Annotated in this window: 15 protein-coding genes; 5 read left to right on the top strand and 10 right to left on the bottom strand. The window is 63.7% G+C overall.

Going from position 1 to position 21636, the window contains the following annotated elements:
• Positions 1 to 3 precede the first annotated feature (3 nt).
• The 3 genes from KU887_RS27360 to KU887_RS27350 are packed head-to-tail and all read right to left on the bottom strand — an operon-like array spanning position 4 to position 3165.
• On the bottom strand, positions 4 to 492 hold the full coding sequence (locus tag KU887_RS27360) for a low molecular weight protein-tyrosine-phosphatase (protein WP_309138178.1): 489 nt from the start codon (positions 490 to 492) through the stop codon (positions 4 to 6).
• A complete protein-coding gene (locus tag KU887_RS27355) occupies positions 492 to 1727 on the bottom strand; it encodes a polysaccharide biosynthesis/export family protein (protein WP_375167904.1) in 1236 nt (411 codons plus the stop codon). The genes KU887_RS27360 and KU887_RS27355 overlap by 1 nt, the downstream gene beginning before the upstream one ends.
• Before the next feature lie 34 nt (positions 1728 to 1761).
• A complete protein-coding gene (locus KU887_RS27350) occupies positions 1762 to 3165 on the bottom strand; it encodes an undecaprenyl-phosphate glucose phosphotransferase (RefSeq protein ID WP_258256253.1) in 1404 nt (467 codons plus the stop codon).
• A 597-nt stretch (positions 3166 to 3762) separates the two neighbouring features.
• Here KU887_RS27350 and KU887_RS27345 point away from each other — a divergent pair.
• From KU887_RS27345 to KU887_RS27335, 3 genes are all read left to right on the top strand, one after another.
• Positions 3763 to 5649: a ShlB/FhaC/HecB family hemolysin secretion/activation protein gene (locus KU887_RS27345; RefSeq protein WP_258256250.1), complete on the top strand. Its 1887-nt coding sequence runs from the start codon at positions 3763 to 3765 to the stop codon at positions 5647 to 5649.
• Between the two features lie 140 nt (positions 5650 to 5789).
• Entirely contained in the window at positions 5790 to 8492 is a 2703-nt protein-coding gene (locus tag KU887_RS27340; RefSeq protein WP_258256249.1) for a filamentous hemagglutinin N-terminal domain-containing protein, read from the top strand.
• 283 nt (positions 8493 to 8775) lie between these two features.
• Complete coding sequence (locus KU887_RS27335; protein WP_258256248.1) at positions 8776 to 12102, top strand: GLUG motif-containing protein; 3327 nt, start codon at positions 8776 to 8778, stop codon at positions 12100 to 12102.
• A 527-nt stretch (positions 12103 to 12629) separates the two neighbouring features.
• On the opposite strand, the gene KU887_RS27330 is transcribed toward KU887_RS27335, so the two are convergent.
• The 7 genes from KU887_RS27330 to KU887_RS27300 form a co-directional block, all read right to left on the bottom strand.
• Complete coding sequence (locus KU887_RS27330; protein ID WP_258256247.1) at positions 12630 to 13277, bottom strand: hypothetical protein; 648 nt, start codon at positions 13275 to 13277, stop codon at positions 12630 to 12632.
• A 208-nt stretch (positions 13278 to 13485) separates the two neighbouring features.
• Positions 13486 to 14028, bottom strand: a complete 543-nt coding sequence (locus tag KU887_RS27325) for a hypothetical protein (RefSeq protein ID WP_258256246.1) — start codon at positions 14026 to 14028, stop codon at positions 13486 to 13488.
• A gap of 8 nt (positions 14029 to 14036) precedes the next feature.
• Positions 14037 to 15035 (bottom strand): hypothetical protein, encoded by a 999-nt coding sequence (locus tag KU887_RS27320; protein WP_258256244.1) that lies wholly within the window; start codon positions 15033 to 15035, stop codon positions 14037 to 14039.
• 86 nt (positions 15036 to 15121) lie between these two features.
• Positions 15122 to 15604, bottom strand: coding sequence for a hypothetical protein (locus KU887_RS27315; RefSeq protein WP_258256243.1), 483 nt, complete (start codon positions 15602 to 15604; stop codon positions 15122 to 15124).
• Positions 15595 to 16275, bottom strand: coding sequence for a pilus assembly protein (locus KU887_RS27310; RefSeq protein ID WP_258256242.1), 681 nt, complete (start codon positions 16273 to 16275; stop codon positions 15595 to 15597). The genes KU887_RS27315 and KU887_RS27310 overlap by 10 nt, the downstream gene beginning before the upstream one ends.
• 30 nt (positions 16276 to 16305) lie before the next feature.
• Positions 16306 to 18438 carry a TcfC E-set like domain-containing protein gene (locus KU887_RS27305; protein ID WP_258258451.1) on the bottom strand — a complete coding sequence of 711 codons (2133 nt, stop codon included), beginning with the start codon at positions 18436 to 18438 and terminating at the stop codon, positions 16306 to 16308.
• 231 nt (positions 18439 to 18669) lie between these two features.
• A complete protein-coding gene (locus KU887_RS27300) occupies positions 18670 to 19203 on the bottom strand; it encodes a fimbrial protein (RefSeq protein ID WP_258256241.1) in 534 nt (177 codons plus the stop codon).
• 802 nt (positions 19204 to 20005) lie between these two features.
• Here KU887_RS27300 and KU887_RS27295 point away from each other — a divergent pair.
• Both KU887_RS27295 and KU887_RS27290 read left to right on the top strand, forming a co-directional pair.
• Positions 20006 to 20602, top strand: a complete 597-nt coding sequence (locus KU887_RS27295; protein ID WP_258256240.1) for a fimbrial protein — start codon at positions 20006 to 20008, stop codon at positions 20600 to 20602.
• Positions 20603 to 20710: 108 nt separating this feature from the next.
• Positions 20711 to 21454 (top strand): molecular chaperone, encoded by a 744-nt coding sequence (locus tag KU887_RS27290; RefSeq protein WP_258256239.1) that lies wholly within the window; start codon positions 20711 to 20713, stop codon positions 21452 to 21454.
• The last annotated feature ends 182 nt before the right edge of the window (positions 21455 to 21636 follow it).

Raw genomic sequence — 21636 nt, 5'->3', positions numbered from 1 at the left:
GACTCACTTCATGTGTTCCGGCGCAACCACGCCGGCATCCGGACGTCGCGACGGGTTCGATTCGAGACGGGCGATCCGCACGGCCCAGTCGGCGACGCCGTGCTCGATCAGCTTCATCGCGTAGTCGTACACGTGACGGCTTCGGCGGTACGGATCGGGAACGTCGGTTTGATAACGCTCGGCGAGGCGATATACGCGGCCGCGCGTCATCGGGTAGGCCCGCTCGATCAGATGACGCTGCGCGGTCTCCATCACGAGAATCAGGTCGGCCCACCGGCAAACGCTGTCGTCGACGCGTCGGGCCCGGTGCGGAGCGCGCCCGAAACCGCGCGCGACCAGCAATTCGTTCATCACCGGATCGATCGGCGTTCCGCCGATCGCCGCGATGCCGGCCGACTCGATCGTGCGGCCGGGCACGGCGCGCGACAGCAGCGCCCGCGCGGCCGGGCTGCGGCAGACGTTGCCGGTGCACACCACGAGGATCCGGTTCATCATTTCGTGACGATCGCGGCGGTCAGGCCCGCGTTGATGGCCGGCAGCAGTTGCGCGAGCACGCGGCCGAAGCGCGCGAGCTTCGTGCTGTCGACGTACACGACGTCGCGCGGCTGCAGCTCGAATTCGTTGGCCAGCACCATCGACACCGGCGATCGTCCGTCCAGATGAAACACCTGCGCTTGCCGTGCCTCGCCGGCGCGAATCACATAGGTCTGCTTCGGATCGGAAGTCCCCTGATTGACGCTGCCGGCCTGTGACAACGCGTCGGCCAGCGTGAGCCGGCCGTTGCGCAGCGGCAGCGCCGTCGTCGGCTTGTTGACCTCGCCCATCACGTACACGCCGAACTGGTCGCGTGCGCCGACCTGCAGAAGATCGCCATTGCGCAACACGATGCGCGACGGATCGAGACGCTCGCGGATCAAGCCCGGCAGATCGACCGGATAGGCGACACCGGCGCGCACGAGCGTCATGCGGCTCTGATCGGCATCGGCCGTGAAGCCGCCCGCGCGCGTGACGGCTTCGAGCAGCGTCATCGGCGTGTCGTTGAGCGGTTGCGCACCCGGGGCATGGACCTCGCCGTCGATATAGACGCGATTGGCGCGATACGACGCGACGCGCACCGTCAACTGCGGCGCGACGAACCACTTCGAGAGCCGCGCGCGCAGCGCGGCCTGAATCTCGCGGGTGCTCATGCCCGCGACATGCAGTTCGCCTGCATACGGAAACGCCAGGTTGCCGGCTTGGTCGACGACGAAGCCGGCCGGCGGATCGGCCGGGCGCGCCTGCTGCGCGCCGGGGCTGCCCTGCGCCGCCGCCAGCTCCGGACGATCCCAAACGGTGATCTGCAGCACATCGCCCACGCCGATCGCGTAAGGCGCCGGCTCGGCAAGAAGCGCTGCACGTGAGCGTTCGTCCTGCGCGCGCGCCTCGCGCCGCTGGGCCGCGATCAGGTCGCCGTCGATCGGTCCGATCGGTATCGACGCCGCGTCACCCGAAGCGGAACCGCCTTGCGGCCGACCGACGGAGGCCGCGTCGATGCGATGCGTCGACACCGTCAGGCCGCTTTCGTGAATCCGTGTCGCGATGCCGCCGTCCCGCGACGCATCGTTCGCGAGATCCATGTGCATGCCCGGCTCGACCGCGCAAGCGGCCAGCAGCAATATCGCGGGCAAGACCGTCAGCGCCGGTCGCAAGCGTTGCGCCCATGGGCGCGCCCCATTTCCAGTTTCCATATCCGTATCCAGTCTGCGCGCGTCGATGCGTCGCTCAATAGGCGTTGCGATGCGTGAATCCATACCGGATCGTTGCCGCCACGATCCGCAAGTCCATCGAAAACGACCAGTTGTTCAGGTAATAGAGATCGTGCTCGACGCGCTTGCGCATCTTCTCCACGCGATCCGTTTCGCCGCGCAGACCGTTGACCTGCGCCCATCCGGTGATGCCGGGCTTCACGCGATACCGGTGGATGTAGCCGTCCACGAGATCGCGGTAGGCGTTGTCGTGCTCGACCGCATGCGGGCGTGGGCCGACCACCGACATCTCGCCCTTCAGCACGTTGAAGAACTGCGGCAGTTCGTCGAGGCTCGTGCGCCGCAGCAGCGCGCCGATGCGCGTGATGCGCGGATCGCCGCGTGTCGCCTGACGAACCTCGCCGGGCGTGGCCGCGTGATGCACGTGCATCGTCCGGAACTTGTAGATCGAAAAGATCCGGCCATAGGCGCCCATCCGCCGCTGCCGGAACAGCACCGGCCCGGGCGACGACAGCTTGACGGCGACGGCGATCGCCGCCAGCGCCGGCGCGATCGCGATCAGCGCGATGCACGCGAAGACGCGGTCGAACAGCGCCTTGCCGAGACGTGCCCGCATCGACAGCGGCGACGCCACGAGATCGAGCACCGGCATGTCCGCGATACTGCCCGGCTGCGTCTCGAACGGCGCCATGCCGGTCAGTTCCGGCACGAACCGGATGTTCACGAGTTCGTTGCGGAACACGCGCACCAACTCGCCGATGCGGCCCGCGTCGGCGAGCGGCAGCACGATCCAGATTTCGTCGACACCCTCGCGCCGCACGCCTTCGACGAAGCGCGCGAGCGCACCGCGGCGATGCGAAGGCGCTCCTTCCGCGTCCTTCACGGGCGTTCCGGACGTGTCGAAGACCGCGTGGACACGACGTGACGCATCCAGGCCGCGCTTCGCCAGCACGTCGTAAAGCGCGCCGTGCCCGACGAGGCCGACGGCCCCGCGCGTCGGGCGCTGTTTCGTCGCCTGGCCGCGCCACCGCGCCCACAAGGCTCTCAGGGCCTGCAGCACGGCGAGCCCTGCGGCCGACAGCGCGAACCAGGCGACGACCCAGTCCGGAACGGGCCAGTACCGGCCGTCGAACGCGAATACGACGACGAACCCCGCTCCGATGACAATCGCCGGGCCGGCCAGCGCCAGACCGGCGGCACGCCGGCGTGTGCCGCCCAGGCCGGCCACGGAGAACACGATCCATGCGAGCGGGGCCGAGATCGCGACCATCAGGTAATCCAGTATCGCGGGCGGCCATTCGCCGATCGACGACCTGGCCACTGCGGCGGCGACGACAAGCAGGCAAACATCCGGCAGCGTCCTGCGGAAAATCGTCTTCCTGAAGATCGGATCGTGCCGCGCGGAGTCGAGCAAACGCATAACACCTCATTGATTTTCTACCGACCCGGACGATGCGGGGACAGACGCGTACCGTTTCATCGGACGCGATCGCACCATCTCGAATCTCATTCGGACCTGTCAAAGCGACTTTTCAGGATGACGAAGTTACTGACGCATTCAATCGACACGAATGTCATCATGTGTCAAATCGATCGCCTCAGAGACGTACATCAAGACGCTTGCAAGACCATCCATTGCGACGCCTTTCACTCAAGCGTCCCGGGAGAATTCGTGATGGTTTGAATGGTGCCATCGCGATCATGCGGATCAAATCGGACGACTTCTAAAACTCTATTCACCCTTCTAGTACTTGTCCCATATTGACGCACGCATTTCCCAACACGTCTCCAGCCTGAAGCGTTCAACCCTGTCAAGCGCCCGTCTTGCATACCCGACCAAAAACCGGTTTGAACGCGCGTTGTCGATCGCGCAGCGGAGAAAAGGCAAGCCCTCACTCCGCCCGGCGCTCGCGGGGCCAGCCGTCCATCGGGCGACGCTACGCCGGGAAATCGCGAGAAACATCGACTCCGTCGAAAAATCCGACAAGACAAATAGAACGCGATAGGTCACTCGTACTTGTTCAATATCAATCGCCCGAGATCGCCCCTAACATCCGACGGCTCTCGATATATCGATCCGATAAAGCGGGTAGCTGCTCAAGGAACAAGGAAAGACCGCGTGAATATTCGCTTCATTTGCCGTATCAAACAGCGCTGTCGTTCGCGCCCGTCACGCGGCGTCGGGTGCTACCCGAGCGTGGATACCCTCTTCGAATACAAGGGAATCCGAAATGCATACGGCACCGATCCGAACGCGCGATACACGCTCGGCATCGCCGCCCTGCTCCTGCTTCCGGCGCTCGTCCATGCGCAAACGCACGTGCCCAGCGCGGGCCAATCGTTGCGCGACGTCGAGACCGTCCGCCCGTCGCTGCCGGCCGCGACACGGCCCGACATCGACCTTCCGCGCACGGAGACTCCGCAGGAAACCGATCGTGACACCGGCCCCCGCGTCACCGTCCACGCGTTCGACCTCGAAGGCAACACCGCCTTCACCGCCGCCCAACTGAAGCCGACCCTGGCCGATCTCGTCGGGCGCGACCTGAGCTTCGGCGAGCTCCAGCAAGCCGCCGGCCGAATCACCGCCTATTACCGCGAGCGCGGCTACGTGCTCGCGCGCGCCTATCTCCCGCAACAGGACATCGACAGCGGCGTCGTTCGCATCGCCGTCGCCGAAGGCCGCTACGGGAAAGTCGAACTGCACAACCGCACGCGCGTGCTCGACCGTGCGCTGCGGCAGCCGCTCGCGGCACTCGAGCCCGGCGATGCGGTGCGCGGCGTGCCCCTCGAGCGCAGCCTGATGCTGCTCGACGAGATACCCGGCGTCAACGCAAAAGGCACGTTGCGCGCCGGCACGGAACCCGGCACCACCGATCTCGTGATCGACGCCGAGCGCGGGCCGTTCGCCACCGGCTCGATCGACCTGGACAACTTCGGCGATCCGCTCACCGGCCGCTATCGCGCCACGGGCAGCGTCGACGTCAACACGCCGTTGCGGCTCGGCGACCGGTTCTCGCTGCGCGGGCTCACCAGCAACAAGCACCAGCGCTACTACCGCGTCGCCTATCAAGTCCCCGTCGGCCCGGCGGCAACGCACATCGGCGTCGCGTATTCGGACATGAATTACCGGCTCGGCGGCGAATTCAGGGAACTGGGCTTTCGCGGCGGCGCAAACGTGCGAAGCGTGTTCGTCATGCAGCCGCTCGTGCGCAACCGCCGCGCGAGCATCGACGTCCGCGTGACCTACGACAACAAGCATCTGCGCGATGATTACGGCGCCTTCGACATCGTCGGCGACAAGCGCGTCGACCTCTGGTCGATCGGCATCAGCGGCAACAGCCAGGACAGCCTCCTCGGCGGCGGGCGCAACGGCTTCTCGGTGAGCATCGGCTACGGCCGCATGAGCGGCAACGATCCGCTGGAGATGAACCGGCTCGCGAAAACGCACGGCCGCTTCACGACGCTCAACGTCAGCGCGTTACGACTGCAGACGCTCGGCGCCCGGATGCAGCTCTTTACGCAATTCAGCGCGCAGCGCTCGTCGCGCAATCTCGACACCTCGGAGAAGTTCAGCCTGGGCGGCCCGTACGGCGTGCGCGGCTACGCGCTCGGCGCGGGCAGCGGCGACAACGGCTGGCAGGCAAGCGCCGAACTGCGCTATCTCGCCACGCCCGGCTGGCAGATCAGCACGTTCGTCGATACCGGGCACGTGCAGCTCAACAAGCAGCCATGGACACGCGAACGCAACGGCGTGCAACTGTCGTCGATCGGCCTCGGCACGACCTGGTTCGGCACCGGCCGCCAGCTCAGCGTGACGGCTGCGTTGCCGCTGGGCAACGCGGAAAAGGTCATCACGGTCACACGCGGGCCGAGCGTGTGGCTACAGGCATCCCAGTATTTCTGAATGGCAGGCGGCCGGGACGGCCGGTGTCATCCGCAGCACTGGAAGCGGACAGGCATACCGCTTCCCTTTTGGTCGCTTCGTCACGCATACGGAGCGGCCGTCTTCAACCACCCGTACTCGATACGAGGAACGCACAATCCATGAACAAGACCTACGCACTGGTCTGGAACCACGCCCAGCACTGCTGGAATGCGGTCGGGGAAACCGCGCGCCGCCGCGGCAAGTCGAGCGGCGGCAAGCGCGTCGCCACGGTAGTCGTCTCGCTGCTCGGCCTGGCCGCGCTGCCCGCCTTCGCACTGCCCAGCGGCGAGAAGATCACGGCCGGCAAGGCCGACATCGTCCGCTCCGGCAACGACCACACGATGGTCATCAACCAGAAGACCGACAAGCTCATCACCAACTGGCAAGATTTCAGCGTCGACCGCGGCGAGCGCGTGGCGTTTCTTCAGCCGAACAGCAACTCGGTCGCGCTGAACCGCGTGATCAGCAACAACGTCAGCAACATCGACGGTCCGATCGATGCCAACGGCAAGGTGTTCATCGTCAACCCGAACGGCGTGATGTTCGGCGCCGGCGCGCAAATCAACGTCGGCAGCCTCATCGCATCCACGCGCAACATTTCCGATGCCGACTTCCTCGCCGGCAACTATCGCTTCGCGGGCACGTCCGCGGCAGCGATCATCAACCAGGGCAACCTCACCGCCGCGGACGGCGGCGGTATCGCATTGCTCGGCGCGATCGTCATCAATACCGGTGTGGTCCAGGCGAAGCTCGGCCGCGTCGCGCTCGGTGCGGGCAACACATTCAGCGTCAACTTCGACGGCAACGGCCTGCTCAGCCTGCAGGTCGACGAAGGCGCCGTCAACGCGCAGGTCTATAACCACGGCCTGCTGAAGGCCGACGGCGGCGAAGTGTTGATGACCGCGCGCGCGGCCGGCAACCTCCTCGGCGCGGTCGTCAACAACACCGGCACCATCGAAGCCAAGGGGCTTGCGAATCGCGCCGGCAAGATCACGCTCGACGGCGGCACGGTTCAGGTCGCCGGCAAGCTCGACGCGAGCGCGGCGCAAGCCGGCGCGCCGGCCGGCTCCGTCACGACCCGAGGCGGGCGCGTGCAGGTCGCACGTGACGTGCAGGTCGACACGCGCGCCGGCAATGCGGCCGGCAAATGGACGATCGAGGCGGCGAACGCGGGCGTGAACGGTGGCGACGTCACCGGCCGCTCGATCGACGCCGATACGCTGGCGCGCAACCTCGGCACGACGAGCGTCGAACTCGCGAACACGCAGGGCGACCTGACCGTCGGCAGCCCCGTATCGTGGACGAGCGACAACACGCTGACGCTGACGTCGAAAAAGGCGAACGTCGATCTGCGGCAAGCATTGTCGGCGACCGGCGAGAAAGCCGGCCTCGTGATCAACGCGGCCGACAGGATCCGCGTGAACGATGCGGTAAAGCTGACCGGCGGCAACGCTCACCTCGAACTCAATTCGGCGAACGGCCATGTGCTGGCGAACGGCAAGGCCATCGTGACGCTGTCCGGCAAAAACGCATCGTATCGTTCGAACGGCGAGGACTACACGGTACTGCACACGGTCGAAGACCTGCGCAACGTCGACGCGAACCTGAACGGCCGCTACGTGCTCGGCAACGCGCTCGACGGCAACGGCGCGAACTTCCGCAGCATCGGCGGCAAGGAAGCGTTCACCGGCAAGTTCGACGGCCTCGGCAACACGATCGCCAAGCTGTCGGTTTCGAATACGGAGCGGGGCGTCGGCCTGTTCGCGTCGAACGGCGGCCGCATCGCGAACCTCGTCCTGCAGGGCATCACGGCGACGTCGTCGGGTTCTCGCAACGGCGCGGTCGGTGCGCTGGCGGGCTACAACACCGGCACGATCGAGAACGTCGTCGCAAAGGACGTCGACGTCAAGGGACGCGGCAGCGTGACCGTGGGCGGCCTGGTCGGCTCCAACCTCGGCGGCACGATCGATCGCGCCACCGTCCGCGGGCAAGTCGAAGGCGATCGTGATACGACCGCGATCGGCGGCCTCGCCGGCGAAAACGTCGCGCCGGACGGCAAGTCCCGCACCCGCGCGACGATCCGCGACAGCCACGCGGACGTGCGCGTCGCCACCGCCGGGCAAGGCGCGGCGGGCGGGCTGGTCGGCGTCAACGGCGGCCTCGTCGACGCATCGTCGAGCGCGGGCCGCGTCACCGCGACGGGCGATGCGGCGATGGTCGGCGGGCTGGCCGGTCTCAACCTGGGCAGCGGCGTCGTCAAATCGTCTTCGTCCTCGTCGTCCGCCACCGTGACGGCAGGCCGGAATGCGGTGGCCGGCGGGCTCGTCGGCCTCAACGCCGGCACCGTCACCGCATCGCGGGCCAGCGGCGACGTGACGCTCGGCGATACCGGCAACGCGGGCGGCCTTGTCGGCGTCAACGCCGGCAAGATCGACGAATCGTCGGCGAGCGGCGACGTCGTGGCCGGCAACGACAGCACGGTCGGCGGGCTCGTCGCGTACAACACAGGTGAAATCCGGGCCTCGCGGGCAAGCGGCAACGTGACGGCCGGCAACGACAGTCATGCGGGCGGCCTGGTCGGGTTCAACGTGGGCGCGATCGATCGCGCAACCGCGACGGGCAATGTTCAGGCCGGCAACTGGAGCTTCGCCGGCGGTCTTGTCGGATTCAACTGGGGCAAGCTCGCGAACGCGTCCGCGACCGGCAGCGTTCGAGCCGGCAACGACAGCCTGGCCAACACCACCGTCGGGTTGAACGTCGGCCAATTGGTGGCCGTGACCGGCACGGGCAACGCGCAAGCCGGCCCGAAGACCAGGTTCTGACGCTCGCGAAAGCGCGTACCGGCCGTCAGCCCGATCGCTTTCGTGATCGGCGCCTGATTGCTCGCCTGGCTTCTCGTTAAAGGCCGCCCGGCACTTCCGGGCGGCCGGCAGGATCGGCCCGAACCGACAGCGCGGATCGGGCCGGAAGTCGCCTGGATGGCGCCCGCCATCTCCGCTGCCAGGGAGCGGGCACCAGCCCCGCTCCTCTTCAAGTCGATTTGTTAGCTGCACGTAGCAAAAAGATTTCAACCATCCGTTCTCGTTACGAGGGGAAACAACAACCATGAACAAGACCTACGCACTGGTCTGGAACCAGACCCAGCACTGCTGGAACGCGGTCGGGGAAACCGCGCGCCGCCGCGGCAAGGCGAGCGGCGGCAAGCGCGTCGCCGCCGCCGTCTCGCTGCTCGGCCTCGCCGCGCTCCCCGCCTTCGCGCTGCCCACCGGCGAAGCCATCACTGCCGGCAAGGCCGACATCGTCCGCACCGACGACGGCCGCACGATGAACATCAACCAGCACACCGACAAGCTCGTCACCAACTGGCAGGACTTCAGCGTTGGCGGCGGCGAGCGCGTGTCGTTCCGCCAGCCCGGCAGCCAGTCGATCGCGCTGAACCGCGTGATCGGCAACAACGGCAGCCGGATCGACGGCCAGATCGAAGCGAACGGCAAGGTGTTCCTCGTGAACCCGAACGGCGTGATGTTCGGCGCCGGCGCGCAGATCAACGTCGGCGGCCTCGTCGCGTCGACCCAGAACCTCTCCGACGCCGACTTCCTCGCCGGCCGCTATCGCTTCTCGGGCACGTCGGCCGCATCGATCGTCAACGACGGCACGATCACCGCCGCGGACGGCGGCAGCGTCGCGCTGCTCGGCGCGCGCGTGTCGAACAACGGCACGATCCAGGCGAAGCTCGGCCGCGTCGCGCTCGGCGCGGGCAACACGTTCAACGTCAACTTCGACGGCAACGGGCTGCTGAACCTGCAGGTCGAGGCCGGCGCCGTCGACGCGCAGGCGCACAACGGCGGCCTGCTGAAAGCCGACGGCGGCGAGGTGCTGATGACCGCGCGCGCGGCCGGCAACCTGCTCGGCGCGGTCGTCAACAACACCGGCACGATCGAGGCGAAGGGGCTGGCAAGCCGCGGCGGCAGGATCACGCTCGACGGCGGCACCGTCAAGGTTGCCGGCAAGCTCGACGCGAGCGCGGCCGAAGCCGGCGCACCGGCCGGCGCGATCGTCACGCGCGGCGAACGCGTCGACGTCGCGCACGACGCGCAGGTCGACACGCGCGCCGGCAACGCGGCCGGCAAATGGACGATCGAAGCAGCGAACGCGGGGGTGAACGGCACGGATGCCGCCGGCCGCTCGATCGACGCCGAGACCCTGTCGCGCAACCTCGGCACGACGAACGTCGAACTCGCGAATACGCAAGGCGACCTGACGGTCGGCGGCCCCGTGTCGTGGACCAGCGACAACGCGCTGACGCTGACGTCGCGCAAGGGCACCGTCGATCTGCAGAAAGCGCTGCAGGCCACCGGCGCGAGCGCGAGCCTCGTGGTCAACGCGGCCGACAAGATCCGCGTGAACGACGCCATCAAGCTCACCGGCGACAATGCACACCTCGAACTGAATTCGACGCATGGCCACACGCTCGCGAACGACAAGGCGGTCGTCACGCTGTCGGGCAAGCATGCTTCGTACCGCTCGAACGGCGAGGACTACAAGGTGCTGCACACGGTCGAAGACCTGCGCAACGTCGACGCGAACCTGAACGGCCGCTACGTGCTCGGCAATGCGCTCGACGGCAACGGCGCGAACTTCCGCAGCATTGGTGGCGATCATTCGTTTACTGGCGTATTCGACGGCCTCGGCAACACCGTGAGCCGATTGAAGGTGACCAACCCCGGCAAGGCGGTCGTCGGTCTGTTCGGCGTCAACGCGGGCCGCATCGCGAACCTCGCGCTGCAGAGCATCACGGCGACCGGCTCGACGCAATATGGCTCGCCGGTCTCCGTCGGCGCACTGGCCGGCTATAACTTCGGCACCATTTCCAACGTGAAGGCGAGCGACGTCGTCGTCACGGCCAAGGGGTACGGCGCGTCCGGCGGCGGCCTCGTCGGCTCGAACCTGGGCGGCACGATCGACGGCGCGAGCGTGTCCGGGCGCGTCGAAGGCGATGACGAGACCGCCTATCTCGGCGGTCTGGTCGGCGAAAACGTTTCGCTTCATGGCGGCGCTGCCGCCCGGATCAGCAACAGCCATGCGAACGTCCGCGTGACGGCGGCACGCGACGCCGCCGCCGGCGGCCTCGTCGGCTACAACGCCGGCGCCATCGCGGATTCGTCGAGCGCCGGCAGCGTCGTCGCGACGGGCAACACGGCAATGATCGGCGGCCTCGTCGGCGTCAACGAACGCGGCGCGACCATCGAGCGTTCGTCGTCGTCGGCGACCGTGACGGCGGGCGCCAATGCCGTGGCCGGCGGCCTCGTCGGCGCGAATGACGGCATGATCGACGCGTCGCGTGCGACCGGCGCGGTGACGGTCGGCGACGCCGGCATCGCGGGCGGCCTCGTCGGGAAGAACAACGGCGACATCCTTGCCTCCACGGCCGACGGCGACGTCAAGGCCGGCGCATCCAGCAACGTCGGCGGCCTCGTCGGCGCGAACGACGGCCAGATTCAGGATTCGCGAGCGAACGGCGCCGTGATGGCGGCCGCATCGAGCCGCGCGGGCGGCCTCGTCGGCGTCAACGGCGCGCGGGCGGATATTCGTGGATCGGCTGCGCACGGCAACGTGACGGTGGCCGGCATCGGCACGCTCGGCGGGCTCGTCGGGCTGAACGAAGGCCTCGTCGAGACGTCCGAGGCGCATGGCACGGTGACTGCCAGCGACGACAGCACGGCCGGCGGGCTGGTCGGCGTCAACCACGGCAGCATCGACGCATCGCGCGCGTCCGGCAACGTGCGGGCAGGCAATTCGAGCAAGGCAGGCGGGCTGGCAGGCGTCAACGCGGGCTACATCAACGCGTCCGAAGCCGCCGGCAAGGTTGCCGCCGGGCTCGCGAGCATGGCCGGCGGGCTTGTCGGCGTCAACACGGGCATCATCGCGCAGTCGAAGGCAAGCGGCGCGGTTTCGGCAGGCATCGGCAGCCAGCTCGGCGGGCTCGTCGGCTTGAACGAGCGCGGCAGCATCCTGCACTCGGTTGCGACGGGCGACGTCGACGGCGACATGCTCAGCGATATCGGCGGGCTCGTCGGTCGCCATGCTTCGGGCCTGATCGAATCGTCCCGGGCCACCGGGTCGGTCAAGGGCGCCGGCACGAGCAACGTGGGCGGGCTTGTCGGCAACAACAGCGGCACCGTCAACGCGTCTTCGTCGAGCGGCAATGTGTCCGGCAGCGGCGCCACGAGGCTCGGCGGACTGATCGGCAGCAACTACGGCTGGGTGAACCAGTCGACGACCAGCAGCCGCGTCGCGTTCACCGATGGCTCCGGCAATTTCCGCGGGGCCCTTGCCGGCCTCAACTTCGGTTCGTTGAACGGCAACACCGCAACCGGCGCGGCAACCAGCGTCCGGCTCGTCGGGATGAACTTCGGCAGGCTGAAGGATTAAGCGACGAAGTGCGCGGGAACCGGCGGTGCGTGTTGATGGCGCCGCCGGTTTTCGTGGTGTGTCGATGAATGCTTTTTTGAACCCATGCCCGACGGACGGTCAGTCACGGCCGCGCGTCGGGTCTTCGTGACATCGCAACAACGATGCCGCGCGATCGGGCCGGACAGGTATCCAAAGCGTCCGGCGTATCGCTCGACGCGGCAAGGTGGGGGGGCAAGGTCACGCGTTCGCGCACGCAGCAATTGGCGGGGCTTTGCGCAGTGGCCGAATGACGGGTCGCCTCGTTAGAAACGCATGGTTGGCAATCGCTACTGACACGCCCCGATCGAGACGGAACCCTGTATCGGCGCGATGTCTGGCGCAATGGCTTGATCGTCCGGTCTTCGTTTGACCGGGCGCAGCTCATGCGGAGCGGAAAGGCGTAGAGAAACGGTTGCGTGAGTTGCGACCAGGCAGTTCAGGTCGCGGGATGGGTGCCGGCATCGGCAAGCGTCGGAATCGACGCTCAACGGCACAGCCAGCGGCGATTACAGCGGAGAACCTTCCTGGCGTGCACGACACGTTTGATATCCGGGAATTTCAACGACCTGACCGAGAACGGGAATCGGCACGCCCGGATAGACGTTGAAACCATCGAGACGATGGCCATCCGCTTTCGCGTCGCTCACCCGATAGCGAACATTTCCCGTCGCGGCGAGTTGCGCGCCTGACGCATTGCACGTCACGGACAGCTTTTCCCGTGGGCTTGCCGGCAACTGACGGACAAGCGCACTGAATCCAAGGTTGACGATGATATTGCCCGTTGCCTTCTGCCCGCCTTCGCTCGACGCCTTGATCACGGGCTTGACGAGAAGCCGATATACCGTCTCGGTTTCTACCGGCCGCAGCGGCTTGAGTACGATGTTCTTGATCTGCCTGGGCGCGAGGGTCAACTTGAACGGATAGGCATACAGAAACGGCTGGCTCTCGTCGCCAACCGACTCGACCTTTTCATCGTTCAGCGGGACGCCGGGATTCAGCAAACGGGACAGGGAAATACTCACATACTCGGGACGCGAACCGTTATTGACGACCTCGACGGTCGTCCCCTTCTCGTCTACGGTGATCTCTTTCGGCATCACGTCGATTGCCGCGAAGCTCGAGCATGAGAGGAGCCCGCTCACGATCAACGTCATCGCTCGAAGGGTGGCAGCACAAGAACTCATGTCTGAATATCGATCCATTTGACGTTGAAGGAAATCATCAAGACTGCGTTGTCATGCGTTCGGCCCGCCACGATACGGCAGACCCGACCGGCAAACGGCAATTCGCACGAGCCGTATGCGCGTCACCGCAGGCAACAAGCCAATCGGCTCCCTGCTCCAACCGGAAAAGACAGCGTCACTACTTGGTGATGATCGGCTCGAAGGTCAGGGACAACGTGCCGGTGTAGGTACCGGCGGTACTCCTGAAATCCCCCGCCGGCGGATAGGCCGAGACGGCAAGATTGTAGTACCCCACTGAATCGACATTCGGTGACGGCGGGGCCGGATTCTGGAATTCCACGCCCCTATCCACGCTCAACTTCGAAGGCGCCGCGCCCTCAGGACCCATGCTGACGGTCGGCGACCTGAATGCGAGCGTCGGCTTCGTGCCATGCACGATCTGCAACGGCTGATCCATCCGGACACGAAATTTCCCGGTGGTCGACACGATGCGCAACCGCGCCTGCACGTCGTACGTCGATTCCCACCCGCCGAGCTGCTGCATAACCAGGCCGTTTCCGAACCACCCGCCCTTGTCGTCGGTGACGATCAGGTTGTTCGCGCGCGTCACGCTTGCGGTCACCTTGCTCGTCGTTTTACCCGTCACAGTGAACTGTGCGGAAGCGTACGCCGGCAGCATGGCCAGCCCGAACAGCATCAACTTGTAGATCTGCTTTCTCATTTCGCCCTCTAGGACTTCGTCACGATCGTGAACGACAGGACATCGCTGTAATTACCGGTGTCGATACTCGCGCCCACTGACGTCTTGAACGTCGGAACGAAACAGGTCCGATTTCCTTTATTCAAATTAATCGATCCACTGACTTTGTTCGGTATGTCAAATGTCTCGATACCACTATCCAGCTTGACACTGTACGGCACACTCTGATTCGAATTATCGACCTTCTTCAACAAGAACTTCCCCCCCGAAGTGCCATTCTGGCTGGTCGCGTCAATGACAAACCGCTGAGCGGTGTCATTACCATCACTGGAATAAGTCAAGCACAGTTGCTGCGCCGCACCGGAAAGCGTCTTTTCACTTTCGCCCCGCGGCAACTCCCCGAGACTCCAATCCGGCACAGCCATATTGACGGAAATTTTAGGCAACGGCTTCGGAGGCGGCACTATCGGGTCCAGGATATGACAGCGACCATTGCTGTGACGGGTCAGGTATACCGCACCAAGCACTTCGCCGACGTCGGAGCCGGAAGTATAGTTGCCGGCGCGGACCGCTACGCCCTGCCAATTCGCAATAACCGCGTTATTTATTCTAAGCTCGAAATTGGCGTCCAATGGATCAGGATTTGTCCATGGCGACAAAGTACTGTAATGCATGACATAGTCGCGCCCTACCCAAATCCCTCTGCCAGGGTCCACACCGTTCAACTTGACGGACATCGTCGCCGCCGCATTCGGCTGAAGATTACCATTTGCATCATATGTGTAAATCAGCAAACCACGCGATATGAAGGTAAACCGGCCCGAATTCCCTTTGGCAGTGTTAAAGTGCATCGAAACAGTGGCGGTACTCGTCCCATCCCCATTGTCTGACCAGAAACATGTCCCATAGCTCGAAACGACGTCCGCCGTTACAAGAGCAGATGCATTTCCCGACGCCAACAAAAAGAGGGAAAAAATCAACGCTCCGAAAGAAAATTTCGATGTCTTTTTACTCAACTTCTGTCGCATCATGGTTTCCCGAAAAAATATGCGCCACGAGAGAGTCGTTCGACGCGAGGTAACGGACTTCACTCGAATGAGCGCGATCTGCTCCGCTATCGGGCGGGGCCGCTACGTTGATAAATCACGACGCCATAGCCGACGCTGATCGACAACGGTGCCGCCAGGCTGCCCTGCATGTCACCGGCGACGACGATACGCTCCATGGGCCTGAACGTGACGCGCCACACCTGTGTGCGCTGCTGCGTGCCGAACTCCTTCAGGTTTATTCGGTATTTCTGCCCCGGTGCCAGCACGAGCCGGCTCGGCTGAACCAGCAATCCGGGCCGTTCGACTTCGGTGATCGGCACGAGATGTTCCGGGGACTCACCCGGATTCGTCACCAAATGCTGTTCGATATTCAGGTAGAGCGGCGTATCACCGACGTTCTCGGCGTACAATTCGCCGGCCGGTTTGCCGGGTTCCATCGTCAGTTCGACGCGCGACAGCTTCAGGACACCCGCGGCCATGCTGGACGAGCACATCAGCGCAGCCAGCATCGCGAACGCCGTACGCCGCCCGGCCTTCATCACGGACATGTCAGCACGACCGGTTTGTCGTCGACATCCATCGACATACGCGCCGTTGCGAAATGCTGCGGCGTGCCCGGAAATACGGCTATCGTCTGCGGCACCTTCACCTTGTCATACATGACGCTCTTGAACACCTGACGCACATTGCCGGTGTTTTCCAGCGTCATCCCGCCGCCTTCGCACCGATGCGTCCACGCGGATTTCTGTTTGGCAGGTGCCGGCATGTGCCGCACGAGCACGCCGTAGCCAATTGCCACCGACATCGGCGCGGTAATTTTGTCGTCCGGCACGTTATCGACCTTCAGCGACCTGACCGGCAGGATGTACAGCCGATAAAGCTCTTCCTGCTCCGGCTCGGTCAGCGATTTCAGGACAATCGAGCGTGTCTGGTTCGGGCCCAGCGTCAGCTTGTCGGGGCTGGCCAGCATGCCCGGGCGGCCGACTTCACCCAGATCCACCTTTTTTTCCGGCGTCACGCCGGGATTCGTCACCTTCTGCACGTTGATGTTCAGATACAACGGTGCATCGCCCATGTTCCTTACGGTCACTATCTGTTCATGTGCGTTGAAAACCTTCGTCGAAGCCGGCATCACCATCAACTCGCCTTCCGCATGAGCGGATTGGGTGACTACCATCAGTAACCCGAACAACAGTGAAAGCGGGGTATGAAATTTCATTGCATTTCCTCTCTGATTTTTGACGGGTCGTCACTTGCAACGGAAATAGTTATCCTTTGCATCCCTCAGATCGCATTCGAGACGCCGGCCGTCATGCTCGACCGTGACCGTCTTCAGCATCTTCTTGCTGACGATCGAGAACAGCCCGTTCCGGTGCGCCGTGTCGCCCGTCTCGACGATCTTCCCGCTGACGGGCTTGCCATCCTCATCGGTCAGGAAGCCGCTGTAGATCATGCTGATGTCGACGCGCGCCTTGGCCGAATACACCTGTCCCGGATGGGCACGCACGATATTTGCAGGCACTTCGATGTTCATGTCCAGATTCTCGTTGCTGCCGAACACGCGCGCGAACGGTACGTCGCTGTATGCGTTGAGCGGCACCGCGTAGGTTCCGCCGCCCGCTACCGGGTTGCCCTCGACATTGAAGCCGTATTTCATTCCATCCAGATTCGGTGTCCTCAACAACAAGGCGCTGCCGCCGGGACTGTAGCGGCCGAAAGCCACGCCATCCTTGCTTGCCGCCACCATCCCGCGGTAGTTGAAGTCGACGTTGCTGCCGCCGTTGCTGGTGCCGAGGTTCAGCGATGCATCGCCGCGCGTGCCTGAACGCGAGCCGTACAGGTTGACGCCGTAGTTGTTGCCAACCCGGTTGCCTGTGACGCCGACGGTCGACGTGCCGAAGGCGTCCGTGAAATCCTTCCGGATGTCGCCGCTCAACTGCGTCTGTCCACCCGCATGTGCGGCGTTGAAGCTTCCCTGAACCTTGTCCAGCGTCATCGTCGTGTTGAAATACACGCCATAGCCGCCGTTGCCATTCTGGAAGCCGCCCTTCTGCACGCCGAGCGCAAAGGTCGCCCACAAGCCGTTCGGCCGGTAGTTCCAGCGGACCTCCGCCTGGTGCGAAGCACTGCCGAGCCCCGACTTCTGATAGTTGTAGCCGACGATCGCCTTGCGGATATTGCGGCTGTAGGACAAGCTCGTGCTCGGCTGCCCGCTGTAAAAGCGCGACACGTTCGTGCTCTGGTAGCGGCTCACCGTCAAGCTGCCCAGCGCTTCGCTGGCCATCGAGATGTTCAGGTAGCCGCCCGCGCCACGCTCGCCGCCGAGCACGCCGAGCGTCGGCGCAATATCGATTCCGGCAACCTGCGTCGGGCGCGTGATGTTGATTTCCGCCGCCCATTTGCCGCCGTGGCCGGCCAGCATCGACGCGTTCATGTAGAACTGCTTCAGATTGCGGCTCACCGCGGCTTCGAGCAAATACCCGCCGGTGCCCATCTCCTTGCCTGCCGTGAAGTGCCACGCGTTGCTCCCGGAGGCGCCGAAATTCAGGTTGTTGACTTCACGACGATCGCGGCTGACCACGTTGCCGTTGCGATCGACAAGCCTGATCTCGACCGAGTAGTAACCGCCCGGCAGGTCGGCAAAACTGATTTCGTTGCGACCGATCGACGCCGGCCGCTTCAGGATCAGGCGATCGTTGCGGTAAAACTCGTAATTGCCTTCGGCGGTCGCATAAAGGATCAGCGAACCGGCGTTGGTATTCACCTTCAGGTGCGCCTGGCTGCCAACCGTCACGAACTGGTCGAAGCTCGGCGACAGCAGCGTGCTGACCGAGCCCGACGAGTAATCGATACTGTTCTGCTTGCCGGCCCGCACATAGGTGCTGGCAAAGTTCTTCTGCAGGTAATACGACGACACGCCACGGTCGCCGCCGCTGAAGCCGCGCGCTGTCGACTCGTTCGCGTACCAGCTCACATAGCCGAAACTCTGCGACGGAAGCCCGACCCAGGTATTGGCGTTGATGTTCGCCGCCCGATAGCCGTGCGACGCTGCGCGCAAGTCGATCGACTGATTATTGACGATACCCAGATTCGTCTGCGGCGCGATGTAGTCTTCTCGCGCATCTCGGATCGCGATCGACCGCTTCAACTTGTCGACGGTCACGTGATAACCATCGATCTCCAGGTCGCAGCCTTTGCTGCAACGCTTGTAATCCAGCTGCGAAACGACGCGCTTGAGTGTCGCGACGTCCTCCGCTGAAATGCCGTTCTCTTCGAATTTTCGAGCGTCGAACGTCAGCACGCCGTCCGCTTGCGAAAAGCCGATGAAGCCTGGCAATGTCCGCCCGTTGAACGTCGCAACGTAATTGGCCGTGTCATCCATTTCGGCCGCACTGAATCCTTCGGGGACTTCGTACGATATCTTCAACTCCGCAAATGCGTTCGACGACATGAAGAGGAACGCACCCAGCCACAGCTTGTTGAAGCGAAAAGGAATTTGATCGGCGAACACGCTTTATCTGCTCTATGGAGGGAGAGGAGGGGCGGACATGGAGAAATTTGTCGGCGCGGCGCAAAAAAGGAAGCCCTGCAAACGAGGGCTTCCCGTCAGCGCTTACTTCGACTGCTCTGCGGCAGCCAGGGGTTCGAACACCGCCACGAGGTCACCGCTGTAGCTGCCGTTCGTGCTCAGGGTGCCGACTTGCGTCGGGGCGTCGACGCTGATCTTCATGTCGTGGATCTCGTCGTAGCCGCCGTTGCCAGCGGTCGTCTGCGTGATCTTCTGGACCGCGCCGAACTTGACTTCGAAGTCGCCTGCGGTGCTGCCCAGCATGACCTTCGCATTCTTCATTTCATACTTGCCGTTCGACATCTTCAGCGGCTGCGCCAGCGAGATGTTGAAATCCGGGTTCTTCGACCACACGCGAACCGGCAGCGTCTTCGAGAACTTCGTCTGCGTGTAGTCGTTTGCGTTGAGTTCTTCCGTGCCGTACCAGGTCGAACCGTCCGGCTTCGACACGAAGATGCCGTCGTTGATCTGTGCCGTCAGCGTGATTTTCTTCGACGTCGTGTCGGCCTGCGCCGTGTGTGCGATGCCGAACAGTGCGCCGGTGATGCTCATGGCCAGAACGAGTTTGCTGAGTTTCATCGAATGATCTCTATTTAAAAAACAACGTTGCGATAATGAATGCCTTATTTAAATGACATTCGCCGCGTGGAAGATCAATTCCACTGACGTTATTTTCGATGAGTCGCGCATGACACGAAATAGGACGAGTTTCACAAACCAGATCCATGAACCTAGTACAAGTATGATTTTTTGCTTTATGTGTATTTGAATCGTTGATTGTTAGATCGATTTCACAAATTCCACGACCGTCCGACCGCACGGGGCGCCGGAGCCCCGACTGACCGTCTTGCGCGACTTCAGGTTTGCGGGATTCCGATCACGTCCCTGCCAATTGCAACACGAATATCGGAAAGCGGCATGCAATCGCCCGTACGCGTGCCGAGCGCCGGGATGGCATGGAATGGCGACCGAACGGCGCCCGAATTCATGCCAGACGACGATCAAATACTTCGAGGCGCGCCGACGGGAGGTCAACTTTGATCGGCAAAATGATTAAACATGCGTGCTGCGCCGCACGACAAAGTGATCGCGTCGCTCGGGCCCCACTGAACTTCAATCGACGACCACGCCGCGACAGGTCAAGGCAGTCGTCGCGCCATGTGACAAGCGCCGTGATAATTCAGACGGCAGCCCCTCTCCCTCTATGAACGGAGACTCAATTTAGTACTTGTCCCAATAGGAAAACAAATGGATTAAGACACGTCCCATTTCCAGCAATCGATGGAATTTCAATAATAGATACCGAATCGCGCTTCATCATTTAAACAGACTTCACGAATGATGCATGCGCGCTTCGCAACGTCAACCATCGATTGAGAACATGACAATGAAACTCGCAACCAGCACCAAACTCATCTCGACGCTTCTGGCAGTAGCAGGCCTGGGGCTGGCATCCGCCGCCCACGCGGCGGACGGCACGATCACGTTCACCGGCAACGTCACCGCGTCGACCTGCAAGATCGACGGCACCGCAGCCGGTGCGACGTCGAACAAGTCGGTCGCCATGCCGACGGTCAGCTCGGGCTCGCTGAACGCGGCAGGCTCGGTCGCCGGCCGCACCGCATTCGGCTTCAAGCTGACGGGCTGCGCGGTGGATACCGCCGAATCGAAGGGTAACCCGACCAAGATCCAGGTCTCGTTCGAAAACGCGACGAACGTGACGGCCGACGGCAAGCTGTCGCTCGACAAGGGCACGACCGAAGCGCCCGAAGCAAAGAATGTCGTTCTCCAGATCCTCAACGACAAGCAGAGCCCGATCAAGGTCGGCGCAAACGCAAGCGACCAGAACTCGCAGGTCGTGTCGATCGGCGTGGACGGCACGGCGAACCTGGACTTCTTCGCCGAATACCTGGCGACGGGCGCGGCAACCGGCGGTTCCGCGAACTCGAAGGTCCAGTACTCGCTCGTCTACCAGTAAGCCTCGCGCTCACGCCCGGCCCGCTTGTACGAGGGGCCCGGGCGCCGTGCAGCGCACGTCGCCCGATTACCCCCCGACAACAACGATCAGAAACCCATCCGAGTCGTCATGAACGTCATCACCCAATCGCTCCAAGCCATCGTACTGACCTCCGTCCTGATCGCTTCGCACGCGTGCGCGAGCGTCGTGATCTCGGGAACCCGAATCATCTTTCCGGGCAACGACCGCGAAGTCACCGTCAAGCTCACGAACGACGGCCCGACGCCGGCGCTGGTCCAGACCTGGATCGACAAGGGCGATGCGAACGCATCTCCCGACAACATCGACGTGCCATTCACGCTGACGCCTGCGATGTTCCGAATGGAACCGCATAAGGGGCAAACCTTGCGGATGGTGTACACGAACGAGCCGCTTCCCGCCGACAAGGAATCGCTGTTCTGGCTCAACGTACTGGAAATCCCGCCGAAGGCTTCGGAAGGTAGCGATAGCAACCGGCTTCAGGTCGCGTTCCGGACGCGCATCAAGATCATGTTCCGGCCGAAGGATCTGCAAGGCAGCGCCCAGGACGCGCCGATGCAGGTCCGCTGGCAGGTCGCACGCGGCACGGAAGGCCGTTACGTACTCACGGCGACCAACCCTACGCCCTACGTCGTCAACATCGGCAGCGCCCAGCTTCATTCGGGCGGCCACCAATACGACGCCGGTGCGGGCTTCGTGCTGCCGGGCACCACACGGGAATTCCCGGTCGCGGATCTCAAGGCTCCGCCCGCGGCGGACGCAAAGGTACGGTTCGGCAGCATCAACGACTGGGGCGCATCGACCAATAACGAAGTGCCTGTCTCGACGCAGTAACGTCGCGCAGAGCGGCGCCGGTACGCCCTCCCGGCCAGTAACCGAACACCGCGGCACGGCTCGCGCGAATCGCACCTGCATACCGCCCCCGCCGCCAGGTTTCGACACCCGAATCACCAACCGCGCCTGCCGGGTAGTCCGACTGGTGCATTGCATTCGATCCCAACCCGATATCAATAGGA

The organism is Burkholderia sp. EMB26, from assembly GCF_024730645.1.
Taxonomy (GTDB): domain Bacteria; phylum Pseudomonadota; class Gammaproteobacteria; order Burkholderiales; family Burkholderiaceae; genus Burkholderia; species Burkholderia cenocepacia.
Note: the sequence above shows the minus strand (reverse complement) of the source record. Positions and strands in the feature narration are given on the sequence as shown.

Excerpts from the sequence above, each read along its gene's own strand:
- KU887_RS27360 (WP_309138178.1), bottom strand. The coding sequence starts at position 492 with ATGAACCGGATCCTCGTGGTGTGCACCGGCAACGTCTGCCGCAGCCCG.
- KU887_RS27290 (WP_258256239.1), top strand. The coding sequence starts at position 20,711 with ATGAACGTCATCACCCAATCGCTCCAAGCCATCGTACTGACCTCCGTC.
- KU887_RS27355 (WP_375167904.1), bottom strand. The coding sequence starts at position 1,727 with ATGGAAACTGGAAATGGGGCGCGCCCATGGGCGCAACGCTTGCGACCG.
- KU887_RS27315 (WP_258256243.1), bottom strand. The coding sequence starts at position 15,604 with ATGTCCGTGATGAAGGCCGGGCGGCGTACGGCGTTCGCGATGCTGGCT.
- KU887_RS27340 (WP_258256249.1), top strand. The coding sequence starts at position 5,790 with ATGAACAAGACCTACGCACTGGTCTGGAACCACGCCCAGCACTGCTGG.
- KU887_RS27310 (WP_258256242.1), bottom strand. The coding sequence starts at position 16,275 with ATGAAATTTCATACCCCGCTTTCACTGTTGTTCGGGTTACTGATGGTA.
- KU887_RS27295 (WP_258256240.1), top strand. The coding sequence starts at position 20,006 with ATGACAATGAAACTCGCAACCAGCACCAAACTCATCTCGACGCTTCTG.
- KU887_RS27305 (WP_258258451.1), bottom strand. The coding sequence starts at position 18,438 with ATGGATGACACGGCCAATTACGTTGCGACGTTCAACGGGCGGACATTG.
- KU887_RS27335 (WP_258256248.1), top strand. The coding sequence starts at position 8,776 with ATGAACAAGACCTACGCACTGGTCTGGAACCAGACCCAGCACTGCTGG.
- KU887_RS27325 (WP_258256246.1), bottom strand. The coding sequence starts at position 14,028 with ATGAGAAAGCAGATCTACAAGTTGATGCTGTTCGGGCTGGCCATGCTG.
- KU887_RS27350 (WP_258256253.1), bottom strand. The coding sequence starts at position 3,165 with ATGCGTTTGCTCGACTCCGCGCGGCACGATCCGATCTTCAGGAAGACG.
- KU887_RS27320 (WP_258256244.1), bottom strand. The coding sequence starts at position 15,035 with ATGCGACAGAAGTTGAGTAAAAAGACATCGAAATTTTCTTTCGGAGCG.
- KU887_RS27330 (WP_258256247.1), bottom strand. The coding sequence starts at position 13,277 with ATGACGTTGATCGTGAGCGGGCTCCTCTCATGCTCGAGCTTCGCGGCA.
- KU887_RS27300 (WP_258256241.1), bottom strand. The coding sequence starts at position 19,203 with ATGAAACTCAGCAAACTCGTTCTGGCCATGAGCATCACCGGCGCACTG.